General features: G+C 68.4%; 15 protein-coding genes. 4 read left to right on the forward strand and 11 right to left on the reverse strand.

Annotated features, from left to right (window positions below; genetic code table 11):
- The first annotated feature begins 22 nt into the window (after window positions 1-22).
- Window positions 23-1,111 (forward strand): tryptophan--tRNA ligase, encoded by a 1,089-nt coding sequence (trpS, locus tag P0D62_RS08845; RefSeq protein ID WP_275702273.1) that lies wholly within the window; start codon window positions 23-25, stop codon window positions 1,109-1,111.
- An 18-nt stretch (window positions 1,112-1,129) separates the two neighbouring features.
- On the opposite strand, the gene P0D62_RS08850 is transcribed toward trpS, so the two are convergent.
- The 11 genes from P0D62_RS08850 to P0D62_RS08900 form a co-directional block, all read right to left on the reverse strand.
- On the reverse strand, window positions 1,130-2,422 hold the full coding sequence (locus P0D62_RS08850; RefSeq protein ID WP_275702274.1) for a thymidine phosphorylase: 1,293 nt from the start codon (window positions 2,420-2,422) through the stop codon (window positions 1,130-1,132).
- Complete coding sequence (locus P0D62_RS08855) at window positions 2,423-2,818, reverse strand: cytidine deaminase (RefSeq protein WP_275702275.1); 396 nt, start codon at window positions 2,816-2,818, stop codon at window positions 2,423-2,425. It lies immediately after the preceding gene.
- A gap of 1 nt (window position 2,819) precedes the next feature.
- Complete coding sequence (locus tag P0D62_RS08860; RefSeq protein ID WP_275702276.1) at window positions 2,820-4,103, reverse strand: ABC transporter permease; 1,284 nt, start codon at window positions 4,101-4,103, stop codon at window positions 2,820-2,822.
- On the reverse strand, window positions 4,103-5,314 hold the full coding sequence (locus P0D62_RS08865) for an ABC transporter permease (RefSeq protein ID WP_275702277.1): 1,212 nt from the start codon (window positions 5,312-5,314) through the stop codon (window positions 4,103-4,105). Before P0D62_RS08865 ends, P0D62_RS08860 begins: the two co-directional genes overlap by 1 nt.
- Complete coding sequence (locus tag P0D62_RS08870; protein ID WP_275702278.1) at window positions 5,311-6,825, reverse strand: ABC transporter ATP-binding protein; 1,515 nt, start codon at window positions 6,823-6,825, stop codon at window positions 5,311-5,313. The genes P0D62_RS08865 and P0D62_RS08870 overlap by 4 nt, the downstream gene beginning before the upstream one ends.
- A 131-nt stretch (window positions 6,826-6,956) precedes the next feature.
- Window positions 6,957-8,108: a BMP family lipoprotein gene (locus P0D62_RS08875; RefSeq protein WP_275702279.1), complete on the reverse strand. Its 1,152-nt coding sequence runs from the start codon at window positions 8,106-8,108 to the stop codon at window positions 6,957-6,959.
- A 132-nt stretch (window positions 8,109-8,240) separates the two neighbouring features.
- A complete protein-coding gene (locus P0D62_RS08880; RefSeq protein WP_275702366.1) occupies window positions 8,241-9,686 on the reverse strand; it encodes a DEAD/DEAH box helicase in 1,446 nt (481 codons plus the stop codon).
- Window positions 9,687-9,868: 182 nt separating this feature from the next.
- A complete protein-coding gene (locus P0D62_RS08885) occupies window positions 9,869-10,093 on the reverse strand; it encodes a DUF3107 domain-containing protein (RefSeq protein ID WP_275702280.1) in 225 nt (74 codons plus the stop codon).
- 87 nt (window positions 10,094-10,180) lie between these two features.
- Window positions 10,181-10,954, reverse strand: coding sequence for a PP2C family protein-serine/threonine phosphatase (locus P0D62_RS08890; RefSeq protein WP_275702281.1), 774 nt, complete (start codon window positions 10,952-10,954; stop codon window positions 10,181-10,183).
- A 108-nt stretch (window positions 10,955-11,062) separates the two neighbouring features.
- A complete protein-coding gene (locus P0D62_RS08895; RefSeq protein WP_275702282.1) occupies window positions 11,063-11,446 on the reverse strand; it encodes a type II toxin-antitoxin system VapC family toxin in 384 nt (127 codons plus the stop codon).
- Window positions 11,443-11,709 (reverse strand): type II toxin-antitoxin system Phd/YefM family antitoxin, encoded by a 267-nt coding sequence (locus P0D62_RS08900; RefSeq protein ID WP_275702283.1) that lies wholly within the window; start codon window positions 11,707-11,709, stop codon window positions 11,443-11,445. The genes P0D62_RS08895 and P0D62_RS08900 overlap by 4 nt, the downstream gene beginning before the upstream one ends.
- Before the next feature lie 119 nt (window positions 11,710-11,828).
- Between P0D62_RS08900 and P0D62_RS08905 the strand changes: the two genes are divergently transcribed.
- The 3 genes from P0D62_RS08905 to nudC are packed head-to-tail and all read left to right on the forward strand — an operon-like array spanning window position 11,829 to window position 18,885.
- On the forward strand, window positions 11,829-14,909 hold the full coding sequence (locus P0D62_RS08905; RefSeq protein WP_275702284.1) for an ATP-dependent helicase: 3,081 nt from the start codon (window positions 11,829-11,831) through the stop codon (window positions 14,907-14,909).
- Window positions 14,906-18,046: an ATP-dependent DNA helicase gene (locus P0D62_RS08910; protein ID WP_275702285.1), complete on the forward strand. Its 3,141-nt coding sequence runs from the start codon at window positions 14,906-14,908 to the stop codon at window positions 18,044-18,046. Before P0D62_RS08905 ends, P0D62_RS08910 begins: the two co-directional genes overlap by 4 nt.
- Complete coding sequence (gene nudC / locus P0D62_RS08915) at window positions 18,043-18,885, forward strand: NAD(+) diphosphatase (protein ID WP_275702286.1); 843 nt, start codon at window positions 18,043-18,045, stop codon at window positions 18,883-18,885. Before P0D62_RS08910 ends, nudC begins: the two co-directional genes overlap by 4 nt.
- The last annotated feature ends 2 nt before the right edge of the window (window positions 18,886-18,887 follow it).

Below are 18,887 nucleotides of genomic sequence, written 5' to 3' on the forward strand. Positions count from 1 at the left end.
GGGGTTCGATAGGGTGTCTCGCATGACCGATGAGATCCACTTCGAGGAGGACGCCTCCCTCGCCCGTTCCACCGCTCGCAGCCGCGAGATCGAGGCGGAGCTGGGGAGCAATCCGGGCAAGTTCCGCATCCTGACCGGAGACCGTCCGACGGGGAACCTGCACATCGGTCATTACTTCGGTTCGTTGGAGAACCGGGTGCGGCTCTCGCAGCTGGGCGTCGACACGATGGTGCTGATCGCCGACTACCAGGTGATCACCGATCGCGACGGCGTCGGTCCCATCCGCGAGCGCGTCTACTCGCTGCTGGCCGACTACCTGGCCGCCGGGCTGGATCCGTCGAAGGTCACCTTCTTCGCGCACTCCCAGGTGCCGGCGCTCAACCAGTTGATGCTGCCGTTCCTGTCGATCGTCACCGACGCCGAGCTGCGCCGGAATCCGACGGTCAAGACCGAGCTAGACCTCACCGGAGAGCGTCCCATGTCCGGCCTGATGCTGACCTACCCGGTGCACCAGGCGGCCGACATCCTGTTCTGCAAGGCCAACCTGGTGCCTGTCGGCAAGGATCAGCTGCCGCACCTCGAGCAGGCCCGCGTCGTCGCTCGCCGCTTCGACGAGCGGTACGGTCGTGCCGACGCCGCCCAGCCCGTGTTCCCGGAGCCCGAGGCGCTGCTCAGCCGCAGCGGAACGATCCTCGGCCTCGACGGTGCCAAGATGTCGAAGTCGCGCGGCAACACCATCGAGCTGGGCTTCGACGCCGACCAGACGGCCAAGCTGATCAAGAAGGCCAAGACCGATTCCGATCGTCACATCACCTATGACCCGGCCAACCGGCCCGAGGTGTCGAACCTGGTGAACATCGCCGCCATGTGCGCCGACCGCGATCCGCAGGAAGTGGCCGCCGAACTCGGAGACGCCGGCGGCGGCGGCCTGAAGAAGCTGGTGACCGAGGCGGTCAACGAGCGCTTCGCCCCGCATCGCGCGCTGCGCGCCGAGCTGGTGGCCGATCGTCAGTACCTGCAGAATGTGCTCGCCGACGGCAACCGTCGCGCCAACCAGATCGCCGACCAGACCTTGAGCGAGGTCCAGTCGGCGATGCAGATGGTCTACTGACGCGCAAACACCGCGGCGTCAGGCGGTGATGCGTTCGCGGACGAGCGGGGCGGAGGACGGGGGTTCGTCGCCGATCTCCCAGGCGCCTTCCACCGACTCCAAAGCCCGAGCGAAACGGGCCTCGTCGTCGGCCGAGAGGGTGAACAGCGGCTGGCCTTCCGTGATGGCATCGCCGGGCTTGGCGTGCAGGTCGACGCCGGCGGCGTGCACCACGAGGTCTTCGGCGCGGGCGCGGCCGGCGCCCAGACGCCAGGCGGCGACGCCGAAGGGCAGCGCCTCCATACGGGTGACGTAGCCGGAGCGCGGAGCCAGCACGGTGTGTGTCTCGCGTGCCACCGGCAGGGGAGCGTCCGGGTCGCCGTCCTGGGCTCGGATCATGGCCCGCCAGATGTCCATCGCGCGGCCATCGTCGAGGGCGGCCTCCACGTCGGCGTCCGGCTTGCCGGTGAGAGCCAGCATCTCCCGGGCGAGGGCGACGGTGAGCTCGCGAATGTCCGCAGGCCCGCCGCCGGCGAGCACCTCTACCGACTCCCGCACCTCGTTGGCGTTGCCGATGGCCAACCCCAGCGGCACCGACATGTCGGTGAGGAGGGCCGTGGTGGCCACGCCGGAGTCCGTGCCGAGCGCGACCATCGTCTGCGCCAGTTCGCGGGCGCGATCCAGTTCCTTCATGAAGGCGCCGGAGCCGAACTTCACGTCGAGCACCAGCGCGCCGGTGCCCTCGGCGATCTTCTTCGACATGATCGACGACGCGATCAGCGGGATGGCCTCGACGGTGCCCGTCACGTCGCGCAGGGCATACAGCTTCTTGTCGGCAGGTGCCAGGCCGGTGCCGGCGGCGCAGATCACCGCGCCGACATCGCCCTGCAGCTGGGTGAAGATCTCCTCGTTGCTGAGCGCGGCGCGCCAGCCGGGGATGGACTCCAGCTTGTCGAGCGTGCCACCGGTGTGGCCGAGCCCGCGGCCGGAGAGCTGCGGCACCGCCACGTCGAAGCACGCGACCAGCGGCGCCAGCGGCAGCGTGATCTTGTCACCGACGCCGCCCGTGGAGTGCTTGTCGACGGTGGGCTTGCCCAAGGCGGCAAAGCTCATCCGCTCGCCGGAGGCGATCATCGCGTCGGTGAGCACCCGGATCTCATCGCGGCTCATGCCGCGCTGGAAGACCGCCATCGCGAAGGATGCCATCTGGGCGTCGGACACGTAGCCGCGGGTATACGCGTCCACCATCCACCGCAGCGCTGCCTCGTCGACGGACTTGCCGTCGCGCTTGGCGTGGATCACGTCGACGGCGTCGAAGGGTTCGATGTTCATTTAAATCGCCTCCAAATCTCGGGGACCGAATGCGTCCGGTAAGACCTCATCCATGGTGCGCACACCGGAGATGGTGAGCAGCCGCATGCCGGGAGCAGCGTGTTCGTACAGCAGTTGGCGGCAGCGCCCGCAGGGCATGATGATCTCGGCGGCGCCGTTGACGCAGCAGAACGCAGCCAGCCGTCCACCGCCACCGCGATGCAGGGCACTGACCAGCCCGCATTCCGCGCAGAGAGTCAGCCCGTAGGAGGCGTTCTCCACGTTGCAGCCCGTCACCAGGCGGCCGTCGTCGGTCAATGCCGCGGCACCCACGGGGTAATGCGAGTAGGGCACGTAGGCCGAGGCCGACGCCTCGACCGCCGCAGCCTGCAGCAGATCCCAGTCGATCTCGGCCACGCTACTGCTTCACGTAGGCGACGCCGCTGGCCGCCGGAGGCCTGGACCTGCCGGCGAAGCCCACCACGGCGAGCACGGTGACGATGTAGGGCAGCATCGACATGAACTCGCTGGGGATGGGGGAGCCAAGGTTGCCCAGCAGGTTCTGCAGGTTGGTGGTGAAGCCGAACAGCAGGGCAGCCAGCGTCGCGCGCAGCGGGTCCCAGCCACCGAAGATCACGGCGCCCAGCGCGATAAAGCCCAGGCCGCCGGTCATCTCCTTGTCGAAGGCCCCCACCGCGCCGAGCGTGAAGTAAGCGCCGCCGATACCGGCGATGGCACCGGCCAACAGAAGATTCCAGAAGCGAGTGGGGTTCACCTTGATGCCGACGGTGTCCGCCGCCTTGGGGTGCTCGCCGCAGGCGCGGAGCCGCAGGCCCCACTTGGATCGGTAGAGCGCCCAGGTGATCACCGGCACCAGCACGTAGGCGATGTAGACGATCAAGGTCTGATTGAACAGCACGGGCCCGACCACAGGGATCTCGCTCAGCCCGGGGATCGCCCAGCGGGGGAACCGCGGCGGAGCGTTCAAGGTTGCGCTATTGGGTGCCATGATGGCGCCGTGCAGGAAGCTGGTGAGGCCGGTGACCAGCACGTTCAGCACCACGCCGATGATCACCTGCTCCACCACGTATTTGATGGCGAACACTGCCAGCACAGCCGCCACCAGCACGCCGCCCACCACGGCACCGAGCAGGCCGGCGACATAGCTGCCGGTGACGGTGGCGACCAGAGCGCTGGTGAAGGCGGCGAGCAGGAACTGCGCCTCGATGGCGACGTTGACCACGCCCACCCGCTCGCCGATCACGCCGCCGAGGGCACCGAAGATCAGCGGCACCGACAGCGAGATCGCGCCGAACAGCAGGCCGGTGGTGGGCACCATGCCGCCGGCGGCCGACCAGGTGAGGAAGGCGAAAACACCCACCAGACCGAAGACGATCACGATCCACAGTGGCGCGCGGCGGCGGCTCAGCGCGAACCACCATGACGCGGCGGCGATGACCAGCATCACGACGACGCACACCAGCACCGTGGTGCCGGTCGGGATCACCAGATCAGGAACGGCCACCGATGAGGTGCGATCGGACAGCCGGAAGGTGCTCTCTCCCTGGCGGGGCCAGACGAAGGCCAGCAGGCTGGTCAGCAGCGCCACCACGGTGAACGTGAGAGGGGCCTTGAGACTCAGCGGAGGCACGACGATCGGAGCGGCGCTCGCCGCGGGCGACGGGGCGGTCACGGTGGACATCACGCCTCCTTCTTCTGGCGCTTGGAGGTGCGGTTCAGGAAGAACATCGACCTGACCAGCGGGGGAGCGGCGATGAACAGCACGATGAACGACTGCACCACCAGGACGATGTCGACGGGGATACCTTGGGAGATCTGCATGGTGAAGCTGCCTGCTTTCAGCGCACCGAACAAGATGCCGGCGGCCAGCACGCCCCACGCTCGGCTGCGGCCGAGCAGTGCCACCGTGATGGCGTCGAAGCCGATGCCCGCGTCGATGTGGGAGGCGAAGCCGCTGGTGATGGTGCCGGCCATCTGGTTCACGCCCGCCAGGCCCGCCAGGGCACCGGCGAAGGCCATGGCGTAGAAGATGATCCGCTCGACGTTGATGCCGGCGGTGCGGGCGGCATGCGGGTTCTCACCCACCGCCCGCATTCGGAAGCCGAGGGCCGAGCGTTCCATCAGCCACCACACGAAGGCCGTGGCGGCCACTGCGACGATGAAGCCCCAGTTCGTGGTGAGCGGTGCCGAGAACAGCAGCGGGAACTGCGCGCTCTCCGGCGTCGCGGGTGAGATGGGCTGGTTGCCGCCAGGGCGCATCAGCATGCCGGGCGTGGAGAGCAGCCAGGAGATGAAGTAGTAGGCCACGAAGTTGAGCATGATGGTCAAGATCACCTCGTGCGCGCCGGTGCGCGCCTTGAGGAAGCCCACCACGCCACCCCAGATCGCCCCGCCGAGGACGCCGGCCAGGATGGTCAGCGGCAGGTGGATCACGAAGGGCGCTTCGAAGAAGAAGGCGACGACGCCTGCCGAGGCCGCGCCGATCAGCATCTGACCGCGGCCGCCGATGTTGAACAGGCCGACCCGGAAGGCCAACCCGACGCCGAGGCCGGCGGTGATCAGCGGCGTCGCGAAGTTGAGGGTGTCGGTGATCGGCTTGATCGCACGCACGAAGCTGTTGGCCTCGTAGTTGTAGATCGCGCCGCGGAACAGTGCCGCGTAGCCACCGGCGACCGCGTCCCAGAGCGCGGCGAAGGTATCGCCGGGCCGGCTGAAGAAGTAACCGGAGGTGCGGCGCACGTCCTCGTCGGTGAAGGCGATCAGGATGCCGCCGATCACCATCGAGACGATGATCGCCAGCACAGTGGTGAGCACCGACGAGTTGACGATCTGTTGCATCACCGAGGGCTTGGCGCGCTGGTCGGTGGCGGGGGTCTGGGTCTGCGCGGTCATGCGCCCACTCCTTCGGGAACGTCGCCGGCCATCATGAGGCCCAGGGTCTCGCGGGATGCGTTGCCGGGAACGATTCCGATCACGGCGCCGCGGTACATCACGGCGATCCGATCGGCGAGGGCCGAGACCTCGTCGAGCTCGGTGGAGACCAGCACGACGGGCACGCCGGAATCGCGAGCTTCGATGATGCGTTTATGGATGAACTCGATCGATCCGACGTCGACGCCGCGGGTGGGCTGCGATGCGACGAAGAGCTTGAGCTCGCGGCTGAGTTCGCGTGCGATCACGACCTTCTGCTGGTTGCCGCCGGAGAGGCTGCCGGCCGCTTGGTAGGCGCCTTGGGTGCGGATGTCGTACTCGTCGATCTTGTCCTTGGCGAACCGGTCCAGGGCTCCGCGCTTGATCGTGCCGGCACTGACGAAGGCGGGATCGTCTGTGCGGTTAAGGATCAGGTTCTCCGCGACTGTGAACTGTCCGACGAGGCCGTCGACGTTGCGGTCTTCGGGGACGAAACCGACGCCGGCGTTGATGATCTGGTTGACGCTGCGGCCGCGCAGTTCCTTGCCGTCCAGGCTGATGCTGCCCCGCATGTTGGATTGCAGACCCAGCAGCGCCTCGGTGAGTTCTGTCTGTCCGTTGCCTTGCACGCCGGCGATGGCCAGCACCTCGCCGGGGCGGACGGTGAGGCTGACGTGATTGACCAGGACGTGGCCGAGATCATCGGTGATCAACAGGTCGTCGAGGACGAGCCCGCCTTGACCGATCTTCGGCGGATCCTTCTGCACTGTGAGCTCGACGGCGCGGCCCACCATCAGCGCGGCGAGTTCGTTGTTGCTGGAGGTGGGGCTGGCCTCGCCCATCACCTTGCCGCGCCGGATGACCGTGATCCGGTCGGCCACCTCGCGGACCTCGCGCAGCTTGTGGGTGATGAACACGATGGCCGCACCCTCGTCGCGCAGCTGGCGCATGATCTGCATCAGCTCGTCGGTCTCCTGCGGGGTGAGCACGGCGGTGGGCTCGTCGAAGACCAGGAACTTGGCGTCGCGGGAAAGCGACTTGATGATCTCGACGCGTTGCTGAACCCCGACGGGAAGATCCTCGACGATCGCATCGGGATCGATGTGGAAGCCGAATCGGGCCGCCACCTCGAGCACCCGCGTGCGGGCGGCCTCGAGGTTCAGCCGGCCGGCGAAGCCGGTCTCCTCATGGCCGAGCATCACGTTCTCGGCCACGGTGAACACCGGCACCAGCATGAAGTGCTGGTGAACCATGCCGATGCCGGCATTCATGGCGTCGCCGGGGCCGCTGAAGTGCTGGACCTCGCCGTCGATGAGGATCTCGCCCTCGTCGGCCTGATAGAGCCCGTAGAGCACGTTCATCAGCGTCGACTTTCCGGCGCCGTTCTCACCGAGAAGGGCGTGGATCTCGCCGGGTCTGACCTCTAGGTCGATGGCATCGTTGGCTACCAAGGCCCCGAATCTCTTGGTAATCGAGCGCAGTTCAAGCGTCATGGGGGTTAATCTAGCGAGAAAGAGCCCCTAACAAGGGCAATCCTGTAACAGGACTATGAAGTCTTGGCGCTTTCGGGGAAACGAAACGGGTGGGCACCCGAAGGATGCCCACCCGTTTTACGTGTGCGGGTCTACGGCGAGGAGACCGACGTCGCCTCGATCGAGCCATCGATGAGGCCGGCCTTGACCGTCTCGAGCTCGCCCTTCAGCGCCGGGTCGATCTTCGAATCGAAGTCGTGGAACTCGCCCAGCAGCACGCCGCCGTTCTCCAGGGTTCCGATGTAGAGCGAGGTATCGTAGCTGCCGCTCACTGCGGAGGCGACCGCCTCGTGCACGGCGACCTCAATACCCTTCTGGATCGAGACCAGCATCAGATCGGAGACGGTGGGATCGGAGATCGCGACATCGGAGTCGACGCCGAGCAGCACGATGTCTTCCTTCGAATCGCGGATCGCCTGGGCGGCGGACTGGTAGATCGGTCCGCCCACGGGCAGCAGCACGTCGGCGCCCTGATCGATCAGGCCCTGGGCCACCTGCTTGGCACCATCGGTGGCCTCGAAGGAACCGGTGAACAGGCCGTCCTGCTTCGCGACGTCCCAGCCGAGCACCTGGACGTCCTTGCCCTTCTCCTTGTTGAAGTAGGCCACGCCCTGGGCGAAGCCATCCATGAAGATGGTCACCGGCGGGATCTTGCCGCCGCCGAAGGTGGCAACCTTGCCGGACTTGGAGTACGACGCGGCCGCGTAGCCACCGAGGAAGGCGGCCCCGACCGTGTCGAAGACCATGGGTTTGATGTTGTCGGAGTCGGGCTTGCCATCGGGCGCACCCTCGGGCTCATTGTCGGCGCGGTCGTCGATGATGGCGAAGTGCACGTCGGGGTTGTTCTTGGCGAGCTCGATCGTGGGGGCGCTCAGCATGAAGCCCACCGAGATGATCAGGTTGCAATTGTCGGCGACGAGGCCGTCCAGGTTGGCCGCGTAGTCGTTGGCGTTCTTCGACTCGGTGGTGGTGACCTTGATGCCGAACTCCGACTCGGCCTTCTTCAGGCCGTTGTAGCCGGCCTCGTTGAAGGACTTGTCGTCGAAGCCGCCCTCGTCGGAGACCATGCAGGCCTTGAAGTCGGCATTTTCGCCACCGGGCGCGTTGGTGGCCGTGTTGGTCGCGCCAGTGGTCGAGTCGGTACCAGGATCGGCCGGCGGTGCTTCGCCGCACGACGCCAGGCCGAAGACCAGCGCGGCGGAGCCCGCCACGCTGATCAGCTTCTTACGAAGTGAAGTGGTCAAGGTGTCCTCCCAAGTCGGATGTGGAACTCACTGCACCACTATTCCAGAAGGAAGCCTGGCTAGGCGGCTTGGCGCGGAAATGGTTACCAAGCTGCAACCTGAGAATCTGACCGAACCCCTCTTACGGTGCCCTTACTCGGCGGGCTTGCTCACCTCGACGCCACCGCGGGTGCGACGACGGCGACGCCGGGTGCGCGCTGCTTCGCCATCCGCACGCTCGGCGGGCGCGGGCGCGTGATCCTTCGCGCCGTGCTCCGAACGTTCCCCACCGCGGGTGCGGCGACGGCGGGCGCGGGGCTGCTCACCGTCGCGCTCGCGCTTCGGCTCGTGGTCGCGGTGATGCGAGCGGGTGCCCGGCACCCGGCCCTTCGTGCCTTCCGGGATGTTCAGGTCGGTGTAGAGGTGAGGGGAGGAGGAGTAGGTCTCGGGGATATCGCCCTTGCCCAGCTCGAGCGCCTTGTCGATCAGCTTCCAGCGCTGCACGTCCTGCCAGTCGACCAGCGTGATGGCGACGCCGCTGTTTCCGGCGCGGCCGGTGCGGCCGATGCGGTGCACGTAGGTGGCGTCGGTGTCGGGGCACTCGTTGTTGACCACGTGCGTGACGCCGGTGATGTCGATGCCGCGGGCGGCGACGTCGGTGGCGACGAGCACCTTGATGGTGCCGGCGCGGAACTTCTTGAGCGCGCGCTCGCGGGCCGCCTGGTTGAGGTCGCCGTGGATGGCAGCGGCGGCGAAACCGCGGTCGACCAGTTCGTCGCTGAGACGCTGCGCTGCGCGCTTGGTGCGGCAGAACACCATCACCTTGCCAGCGTCCTCGGCCTGCACGACGCGGGCGATGATCTCGGGCTTGTCCAGATCGTGCGCCTGGTAGATGAACTGGTCGATGTCGGGCACCGTGGCCTTGGCGTTCTCGCCCTCGGCGCGGATGTTCACCGGGCGGTTGAGAGTGGCGCGGGCCAGGGTGAGGATCGGCACCGGCATGGTGGCCGAGAACAGCATGGTCTGGCGCGACTTCGGCGTCTTCGCCAGGATCCGCTCCACGTCGGGGAGGAAGCCGAGATCGAGCATCTCGTCGGCCTCGTCGAGCACCAGCACCTGGATCTCGCTGAGATCGAGGTTGCGGCGCTGCACCAGGTCGAGCAGGCGCCCGGGCGTGCCGACAACCACGTCGACGCCGGCGGCGAGGGTGTTGATCTGCTCGTCGTAGCCGGTGCCGCCGTAGATGGTGAGCACGCGGGTGTTCAGCTTGGCGCCGGCGACGGCGAGGTCGCGTCCGACCTGCAGGGCGAGCTCGCGGGTGGGGCAGACCACCAGGCCGCGGGGCTTGCCGTGGGTGGCGGGCTCATCCTCGTTCAGCAGTTCCATGCGGTGCAGCATGGAGGTGCCGAAGGCCAGCGTCTTGCCGGTGCCGGTGCGGGCCTGGCCGATCAGGTCGGTGCCGCCGAGGGCGAGCGGGATAGCCAGCGCCTGGATGGGGAAGGGATGCACGATGCCGGCCTCGGCGAGGGCGGATGTGATGGACTCGTTGACGCCCAGGTCGGCGAAGGTCTCTTCGCTCGGGGCAAGTTGCTCGGTCAGGGTGTTACCTCACGATCGGGTCGGCCGGTGCGGATCACGCACTCGTGACCGACGAAGGGCAGCGCAGAGGCGCCAGCCCAGGGACATACGCGGCTCACTGTACTCCCTTTTCCGTGAACCGGAGAAACAGAGCCCCGAACCGGACGAACAGAGTGGTTCCGTGGAACCGCCCACAGCGTCTCTCAGACGACGCCGAAGCCGACGGGACGCGCAGACGGGGCCCCCAGATCGAGATAGGCAACCTTCACGGCGGGCACCACCACACGTCGGCCCTTGGCATCGGTCAGCTCGAAGAGACCCTGCTTCTCGATCGCCGCCGCCAGGCTGGCGGTGATCTCGTCGGCCGTCGCCTCGGTCTCGATGGTGACGTCGCGGGGGACGTCGCTGATGCCGATCTTGATCTCCATGCGTTTCGCTTTCGTAGTCTCGCTCGCGCCGGGCGCGGGCCGGATGATGCTTCGCGGACCACTCTAGCCACTCGAAAAAGAAGCGTGTCAGCAGCGCACCACGACGACGGTGACGTTGTCCTTGCCACCCTGTTCGTTGGCCCACGTGACCAGGCCGTCGGCGATCTCTGCGGGGTGGTCGTTTCGTTCTGCTACCCCGTGGAAGACGTGGGCGAGATCCTCGGGAGCGCTCGCGTAGTTCCACAAGCCGTCGGTGCAGACCAGCAGCCAACCGGCTCCATCGGGACGCAGCGTGTTCATGGTGGGTGTCACGTCGGGCGTGCCGCGACCGAGCCAGCGCAGGATCGCGTGGGCCTGGTGCGAGTTCTCGGCCTCTTCCCTGGTCATTCCCATCATCATCCGGGCGGCGGCCATCGAGTCGTCGGCGGTCAGTTGGAGCGAGGCGCCGTCGTCGCCGATCCAGTAGGCCCGCGAGTCCCCGACGTTGCCGACGATGATCGCACCGGGCGAGACGACGGCGGCGATGAGCGTGCAGGCCGACGGCTCGTCCTGGCCTGCGATCGCGAAGACGGCGTCGTTCGCGGTGGTGAATGCGGTGCCGAACTCCGGGGCTCCGGGCGGGCCTTGCTCGAGCGAGCGCGACAGGGAGGCGCCGCACGCCTCGACTGCGGCGAGGGAGGCAGCCTCTGATCCGAACGCGGTGCTCACACCGTCGGCGACGACGATCACGGCCTGCCTGGGATTCTCCCTGACCGCGAGGCTCATCGCGTCCTGGTTCGTGCCGTGCCGCAGGCCGACGTCTGACGAGCCGGCGACCCAGGTTGCTGGGGCCAGTCGGTAGTTGTCGCGGGCACTGGTCATCGCGGCTGCTCCGGGATCTCTCGACGGGTAGACGAAGGTGTTAGCTAGTTTTGCATGGCGAGTCCGCAGTTGAGCGGTTTCGCGTTGTATAACCCGCAGCACCTCAGTTCACTGGCGGACGTCCATCGTGGCGTAACGGGAGTTGAGTAGATGCCGGTCGGCGGTGAGCAGAGTAAGTCCGTCGGTGTGCGACTGGGCGATCAGCATGGCGTCGAAAGGGTCTCCATGAGGCAGCTCGACCTGCGGCAGAGAGACGAGATGACGATGGCTGATGGCAAGCTCATCGGCGCCGACCGTCGCTACGCCGGCGGTGAGCTGCTCCGGGCTATGCGGCAGTCTCCCCTTCGCGTGCTTCAAGGTGAGTTCCCACAGTGACACGGTGGAAATCGATGCCTTTTCGGCGGTCTCCAATGCCTCTTTCGCCTCCCTGCCCACCATCTCAGGGGCGAAAAGCAGCCAAACAAGCACGTGGGAGTCGAGCAGGAATCTCATGGCAGCGCCGAGTTGGTCGCCGCCTCGAAGGCCTCGGCGACTTCCGGATCGGGCCCGATGAGACCTTCGTCGGCATAGTCGAAGTCTGCGACACGCTTGTCTGTCCAGGCGCCGATGACGATGCTGGGGCGGACGGGAACGGGAGCAAGCACCGCTTCGGCGATGCCGTAGGCCCCAAGGTAGATCACTTCGCCCGCGTGGGCGCGCTTCACCAACCTGCTGAGGTTGGCCTTCGCCTCTGAGATGGGAATCACATCGGTCATGCAACCATCGTACCGATCGGACCAGGACCAGACCAGGTCTCTTGCAGTGCGTTTGGCGGGCGGAGGGCCCAGCGGCGCGACAAATGTCGGTGGCACCTGATTGCATAGCCGTTGTGAACATGCCGGTCTTCACCCTGGTTCCCGCGCCCGCTGCGTCGCGGGTTCAGCCGACGGCGGAGCAGGCCGAACTGGCGCGCGCCCGCCGGGGGATCGTGGTGGGACGTGGCGGGCCGGGCACCGGGAAGTCGTTCTGCGTCGTCGAGGCCGTGATCCGGCGAGTCGAGGCCGGGTCGGATCTGTCGCGGCTCGTCGTGCTGGCCAACTCGCGCGCGGCGGCGCAGCAGCTCAGGCGTCAGATCGTGCGGCAGTTGCCTCGGGCTCAGGTGAACCCTCAGGTCACCACCATCCACGGCCTGGCGCTGGGGTTGCTGCGCCGCTATCGCTCAGACCAGGACGCCGACTGGCGCCTGCTGCGCGCGCCGGAGCAGGAACTCCGGATCCGCGATCTGCTGTCCGGGGACGGCGAGGAGCGGTGGCCCGAGAGCGTGCGGGAGGCGCTCCCCACCAGGGCCTTCGCCCGCCAGCTGCGTGAGGTGCTGGCTCGCGCGCGCCACCTGTCCCTCGATCCCGACGACGTGATCGCCGCCGCTCGGGCGCGCGGCGACGAGCTTTTCGTCGCGATCGGGGAGTTCTTCGCCGAATACCTGACCGTGGGCGACCTGGAAGGCGCGCTCGACTACGCGGAGCTGATCCACCGGACGCGGGTGCTGCTCACCAGCGCGGATGTGCAGAGCAGCGTGCGGGCCTCTTTCGACGCGGTGATCGCCGACGACGTGCACGAGATGGATCCGGCCCAGGCGGCGCTGCTGGGCGACCTTGCTGTGATCGGCTTGCCGGTGACGGCGGTGGGCGATCCTCAGCAGCGGATCAGCGCATTCCGAGGAGCCTCCCCGACGGCGCTCGCCGACATCGCGGCACTGCCCGGCGCCACGGTGATCGACCTCACCCAGGGCTTTCGCGCGCGCTCCGCCCCGGCAGCGGCACTGGCGGCGGTGCGTGCCCGGCTGAACGCACGATTCGCCCCGGAGCCGCCCACGAGCGCGCCGGGCGAATCTCGGGTGCGCGCGATCGTCTACGACGATGAGGCCGCTGAGCTGGCCCACGTCGCACAACAGCTCCGGCAGGCCCATGCCGACGGCGTGGCCTGGCCGCACATGACGGTGATCGCCCGCGCCGGGCGTTCCCAGTTGACGCCGATCGCACGCGACCTCACCAGACTCGGGGTGCCCGTCGAGGTCTCCGGCGACGAGATCGCGCTCGCCGATGACCTCGCTGTTCAGACGCTGCTCAGTGCGCTGCGTGTGGCGGCGGAGGGTGGACGACCGGGTCCGGAGGAGAGTCGGTTGCTGCTGACGTCGCCTCTCGGCGGCCTGGACAGCGTCGGCGTGCGACGGCTGGGGCTCCGCTTGCGGGCTCGCTACCCCGACGGCGGCAGTTCGCTGCACCTGCTGGGGCGCTGCCTGGCGGATCCTCGGATGCTGGAGGGCGACGATACGGATGAGGCCTCGGCGGTCCGGTCGCTGGGGGCGTTGCTCACCTCCTGCGCGGCGCTGCTCGGCAAGGGCGCCGAGGTGCAGGAGGCGTTGTGGTGTCTGTGGGACGGCACCTCCTGGCCCCAGTCGCTGAGGGCGGAGGCGCTCGCCGGATCCCAGCGCGCCCACCACCAGCTGGACGCGTTGGTGGAGCTGTTCGAGCTTGCGTCCCGTCGGGCTCAGTTGAGGGGCGTGGCCGGCGCTTTCACCTTCGCGGTGGAGGTATCCGGCGAGGAGATCCCGGCCGACACGGGGCGTGAGCTGGAGGTGGGGGACAGCGGCGTGCGCCTGGTGACCGCGCACCGGGCCAAGTCTCTCGAGTGGGAGCGGGTCTGGGTGGTCGGCGTGCAGGAGGGGCGCTGGCCCACCGTGACCCGAGCCGGGCTGCTGCTCGACCCCGATCGCCTCGACGCGCTCGAACCGGACACCCGCACCAACCGGCTGCAACAGGAACGGCAGCTGTTCTACGTCGCGTGCTCGCGGGCGGCGTCGCATCTCACCGTCAGCGGCTACGAGGATCCAGAGGGCGACGGCGGTCTGCCGTCGCGTTTCCTCGGCGAACTCGACGTCGAGGTGGAGCGCGTGCACGGCCGCCCGCGTCGCACGCTCAGCAGCGCCGGGTTGATCGGCGAGCTGCGTGCCAAGCTGGTCGATCCCTCGGTCTCCGACGGCGTCCGCCGGGCGGCGGCCCTCTCGCTGGCGCGCCTGGCCGGCTCGGGCGCGTCGCGATCCTTCGAAGCCGCGCGCCCGGAGCGTTGGTGGGGCATCCGAGAGGTGTCCTCAGGCGCCGTCGCGTTGGCGGAGCCGATCTCCCTTTCCGGCTCGTCGCTGGAAACCCTGCTCAGCTGCCCACGCCGCTGGTTCCTGTCCCGCAAGGCCCACGCCGACAAGGGGCGCGCGTCGCGGGCGTCGTTGGGCGATGTGATGCACCTGCTGGCGCAGCATGCCGTCACGCAGCAACTCACCGCAGCCCAGATGCGCGAGAAGCTCGACGAGATCTGGGGGCGGCTGATCTTCGACGCCGAGTATCAGTCGCACAGCGAGCGACAGGAGATCGACAAGGCGGTGGACCGGTTCGCGTTCTGGCACGAGCGCAACCCCAACCGGGTGCTGGGCGTCGAGGTGCCGTTCCAGGTGGGCCTCACCGTGGCGGGCCGGCAGGTGCGTCTGCATGGCATGGTCGACCGTCTGGAGCTGAATCAGGAGGGCCGGCTGCGTATCGTCGACTTCAAGACGGGCGGCACCAAACCTAAGGATCGCACCTTGTCGGGCATGATCCAGCTGGGCGTCTACCAGCTGGCGGCCGCGCTGGGCGGATTCGACGATCTCGCGCCCGGCGTGCGGGCGGTCGCCCCGCCGATTCTGGCGTTCCTCCGCTTCGGCGCCACGGAGCCGCAGTGCTATCAGCAGGCGTCATTGGAAGATCAGCCCGCCCTCCTTGGCGAGGAGCTGGAGGAGGGCCCCACCTGGGTGCACGACCGGATCCTCCAGGGCATCCGCATTCTCGAATCGGGCACCTTCGACGCCACCGAGTGCGACGCGTGCCGTTACTGCGCGTTCGCGGACTCCTGTCCCGCGAAGACCGGTGTGCTGGGGGTCGTGCGATGACGGCGAGAATCACCACCCACGACGAGCTGTGCGATGCCCTGGGCATACCCTTCTCCGCGGAGCAACTGGCCGCGATCACGTCGCCGCTGGAGCCGTCGGTGATCATCGCGGGCGCGGGATCGGGCAAGACGACGGTGATGGCGGCCCGAGTGGTGTGGCTGGTGGGCACCGGCCAGGCCGAGCCCGAGGACATCCTCGGCCTCACCTTCACGCGCAAGGCGGCCGCCGAGCTGGAGCAACGGGTCACCGCGGCCCTCGAACGCGCCGGCGTGCTGAGCGGTGACGACGGCGAGGGCGTCCCCGTGGTGCAGACCTACGACTCCTTCGCCGCACGCGTGGTCTCCGAGTTCGGCCTGCGCATCGGGATCGACATGGACCCGGCCATGATCACGGGCGCCGCCAGGTTCCGCCTGGCGTCGAAGGTGGTCGCCCAGGCGCCGGGCCCGCTGGAATCGCTGAGCCGGCTTCGTCCCGCCACGCTCGCCCGTCGCGCGCTGGACTTCGACGCCGAGCTGCAGTCGCATCTTGTCTCAGCAGAGGAACTGCGCGCGTTCACGCAGCGGTCGCGGTCGCGTTTCGAGGCGGCTCCCCTGTATCGCGGCGCCATGATGAAGGACGTGCGCGACGCGGTCACAGCCCTCGACGAGCGCCTCGAGCTGCTGGGACTGGTGGAGCTGTACCAAGAGGCCAAGCGCCGCCGGGGTGTGGTGGAGTTCGCCGATCAGCTCCGTCGAGCGGTGGAGTTGGTGCGACGGGTTCCTCAGGTCTGTGAGGAGCTGCGGGCTCGGCATCCTGTGCTGCTGCTCGACGAGTACCAGGACACCTCGGCCGCCCAGGCCCAGCTGCTGCACCGCATCTTCGGCGCGGCGCCGGGCCATCCGGTCACGGCGGTGGGCGATCCTCATCAGGCCATCTACGGGTGGCGCGGCGCGGCCGCCGGCAACATCGTCGAGTTCCCCCGGCTGTTCCGGAAGGCCGACGGGAGCGAGGCCTCCGGCTACACGCTGTCGGTCAATCGCCGCTCCGGTCAGCGCATCCTCGACGTGGGCAACGAACTCGCCGCGGGCTCAGCCGACCATCCGTCGGTGAGCCTGGTGGCGCCGCAGGGCACGCCGGCGGGCCAGGTCTGGGCCACCCAGTTCGACACCGAAAACGACGAGTTTGCCTGGATCACCGAGCGTATCCTGGCCGAGCACGAGCGGCGCCCCTGGCAGGACATGGCGGTGCTGGTACGCCGCAACGCCATGCTCGGACCGCTGTTCGAGAAGCTGCGCGACGCAGACGTGCCCGTCGAGATCGTCGGGCTGGGCGGGCTCCTGGGGCTGCCCGAGATCGCTCCGGTGGTGGCCACGCTGCGGGCGATCAACGACGTGCTCGCCAACCCCGACGTCGCGGCGCTGCTCACCGGCCCGCGTTGGGCCCTCGGGCTCGCCGATCTGCACGCGTTGGGGCAACGGGCGCGCGAACTCGCCGCGCGCGATGAGCGTCAGACGCAGGGCGAACTCGACGACGAACTCTCTCGCGTGGTGCGCGAGTCGGATCCGGGCGAGGCGATCAGCCTGCTGGACGCCGTCGCCGATCCGGGAGACGCTCCGCTGACGCCCGAGGGCCGTCGTCGCATCGGGCGGTTCGGGGAGGAAATGGCGGAGTTGCGCCGTCACGCGGGCGAGCCCGTCACCGATGTGGTGGGGCGCGTGATCTCGATGCTCGGCCTGGAGACGGAGCTGCTGGCCCTGGGCGAGGAGCCCACGCAGCTGGCGCGCTTCGTTGCGGAGGCGGCGGCCTACGTCGATGTCGACGGCGACGGCAGCCTCGGCGGATTCCTCGCCTACCTGGAGGCAGAGGAGGAGCAGGGCGACGGGCTGCAACAGGCGCTGCCTTCGGAGACCGACTCGGTCAAGCTGATGACGGTGCACCGTGCCAAGGGCCTCGAATGGCCCGCGGTGTTCCTCCCCGGGCTCTCGGACACCGTCTTTCCCGGCACCAATCGCAGCGGCATGTGGCCCACCCGCGCCGAGCTGGTGCCGGCCCCGCTGCGGGGTGACAGTGAGGCCATTCCCCAGCTGGGCGAGTACAGCAAGAAGGGCATGGAGGGTTACAGGGCACTGCTGAAGGACGAGCATCTGGTGGCCGAAGACCGGTTGGCCTACGTGGCGGCTACCCGGGCCAAGCAGCTGCTGGTCGGCACCCGGCATACCTGGGCCGCAACCCGGATCCAGCCGCTCGGCGCCTCTCGCTACTTCGACGCGATCCGCTCAGCAGCCGAGGAACGCGGACGCTATGACGACCGCACCACCCCCGGCCTGGACGAGAACCCCACCTTGGCCGCGCCGGTCAGGGCAGCGTGGCCGGTGGTGCTGAATGACGACGAGGTAGCTGCTCGGCGGGAGGGCGCCCGGTTCGTCGAGCAGGCCGCTCGGCTGGTGGGGAGGTCGAAGGCTGCGCAGGAGGCCTGGGTGTGGGGCTCTGGCGTCGCGTCGGCGGATGAGGCCCGGCTAGTGGCGGAATGGGACGAGGCGCGCCGGCATCTGGAGGAGCTGGCAGCGTCGGCGGCCCGTCGTCACGTGGTGCTGCCAGAGGGTCTGTCCGCAACGGCGCTGATGCAGCTTCGCGAGGACGAGCAGGCTTTCGCCGCCAACCTGGTGCGACGGATGCCACGCCCCCCGTCGAGGGCGATTCGGGTGGGCACCAAGTTCCACGACTGGGTGCAGCGTCGCTTCGAGCTGCCCGCCGCGCTGGACGAGCTGGTGCCTATGCCGGGTGCCCATCCGCCGCAGCTCGACCGGCTCATCGCCGCCTTCGAGGGCGGGTTGTTCGCGCACCGCGCGCCGCTGGAGGTGGAGGTGCCCTTCGTCATGAACTGGAAGGGCCAGATCCTGCGTGGCCGGATCGATGCCGTCTACCTGGGCGACGACGAGGATCACGACTACCTGGTGGTGGACTGGAAGACTTCCTCCACACCCGCCGACGAGCTGCAACTGGCGATCTATCGCCAGGCTTGGGCCGAGGCGATGGGTGTGCCTCCCGAGCGCGTCGCGGCAGGCTTCTATTACGTGCTGAGCGATAGGCTCGAGATCGCTGAGGCGCCGCCCGAACTGATCGACGCGGCGCTACCTCTGTCCGAAGGAGACCGATGACCTACTGGGACGCCCGCTCTTCGCTCGACCGGCTGCCGCAGGGCCGTACCGAGGAACAGCTCGACCGGCTCTGGGCCGACGCGAGGCTGCTGCTGGTCGACGAGGCCGGCCAGCTGGCGGCCGACGGAGACCGTCCCCGGTGGGTGCCCGCCTCCGGGCAGCGTCGCCCCGACGACGTGCTGCTCGGCTCGGCCGGCGGCGCCGTCTACTTCGCCAGGCTGGTCCCGGAGCTGGACGGCCAGCGGATGGGCATGCGTGAGTGTCCGCCGGAGTGGCTGCATCTGGTGGCCAACGCGTCGGCGCTGATGAACTGGCATCGCACCCAGCCGCGCTGCGACTACTGCGGCGCTGTCACGATGGTCGACGAGGGCGGGCTGCGTCGGCTCTGCCCCGAGTGCGGATCGCTGGCCTTCGCCCGCCAGGATCCGGCGATCATCGTCGCGGTGCTCGACGAGGCCGATCGGTTGCTGCTCGGACGCCAGGTCACGTGGGCTCCCGGGCGCTGCTCGGTGCTGGCTGGCTTCGTCGAGGCGGGGGAGTCCGCCGAACAGGCGTGCCACCGAGAGATCTACGAAGAGGCGCAGCTGCGGCTGAACGGGGTGCGCTACGTCTCCAGCCAGCCGTGGCCGTATCCGCGTTCGCTGATGCTGGGTTTCGTCGCCTGGGCGGAGTCTGGAGACCCGGTGGTGGACGGCATAGAAATGGCCGAGGCCAGTTACCTGTCGCGACAGGAACTGACCTCGGCCGTGGATGAGGGGCGACTGAAGCTGCCCGGTGGAGCCTCGATCGCGCGCCAGCTGATCAACAGCTGGCTGCGTGGCGACTTGCCCTCGCGCTAGCT

Origin of the sequence: Tessaracoccus caeni (assembly GCF_029211185.1) — a bacterium.
GTDB classification, from domain to species: domain Bacteria; phylum Actinomycetota; class Actinomycetes; order Propionibacteriales; family Propionibacteriaceae; genus Arachnia; species Arachnia caeni.

Bases quoted from the DNA above. Each gene is read 5' to 3' on its own strand.
- P0D62_RS08910 (WP_275702285.1), top strand. From the start codon at position 14,906: ATGACGGCGAGAATCACCACCCACGACGAGCTGTGCGATGCCCTGGGC.
- P0D62_RS08860 (WP_275702276.1), bottom strand. From the start codon at position 4,103: ATGTCCACCGTGACCGCCCCGTCGCCCGCGGCGAGCGCCGCTCCGATC.
- P0D62_RS08870 (WP_275702278.1), bottom strand. From the start codon at position 6,825: ATGACGCTTGAACTGCGCTCGATTACCAAGAGATTCGGGGCCTTGGTA.
- P0D62_RS08890 (WP_275702281.1), bottom strand. From the start codon at position 10,954: ATGACCAGTGCCCGCGACAACTACCGACTGGCCCCAGCAACCTGGGTC.
- P0D62_RS08900 (WP_275702283.1), bottom strand. From the start codon at position 11,709: ATGACCGATGTGATTCCCATCTCAGAGGCGAAGGCCAACCTCAGCAGG.
- P0D62_RS08865 (WP_275702277.1), bottom strand. From the start codon at position 5,314: ATGACCGCGCAGACCCAGACCCCCGCCACCGACCAGCGCGCCAAGCCC.
- P0D62_RS08905 (WP_275702284.1), top strand. From the start codon at position 11,829: ATGCCGGTCTTCACCCTGGTTCCCGCGCCCGCTGCGTCGCGGGTTCAG.
- nudC (WP_275702286.1), top strand. From the start codon at position 18,043: ATGACCTACTGGGACGCCCGCTCTTCGCTCGACCGGCTGCCGCAGGGC.
- P0D62_RS08850 (WP_275702274.1), bottom strand. From the start codon at position 2,422: ATGAACATCGAACCCTTCGACGCCGTCGACGTGATCCACGCCAAGCGC.
- trpS (WP_275702273.1), top strand. From the start codon at position 23: ATGACCGATGAGATCCACTTCGAGGAGGACGCCTCCCTCGCCCGTTCC.
- P0D62_RS08885 (WP_275702280.1), bottom strand. From the start codon at position 10,093: ATGGAGATCAAGATCGGCATCAGCGACGTCCCCCGCGACGTCACCATC.
- P0D62_RS08895 (WP_275702282.1), bottom strand. From the start codon at position 11,446: ATGAGATTCCTGCTCGACTCCCACGTGCTTGTTTGGCTGCTTTTCGCC.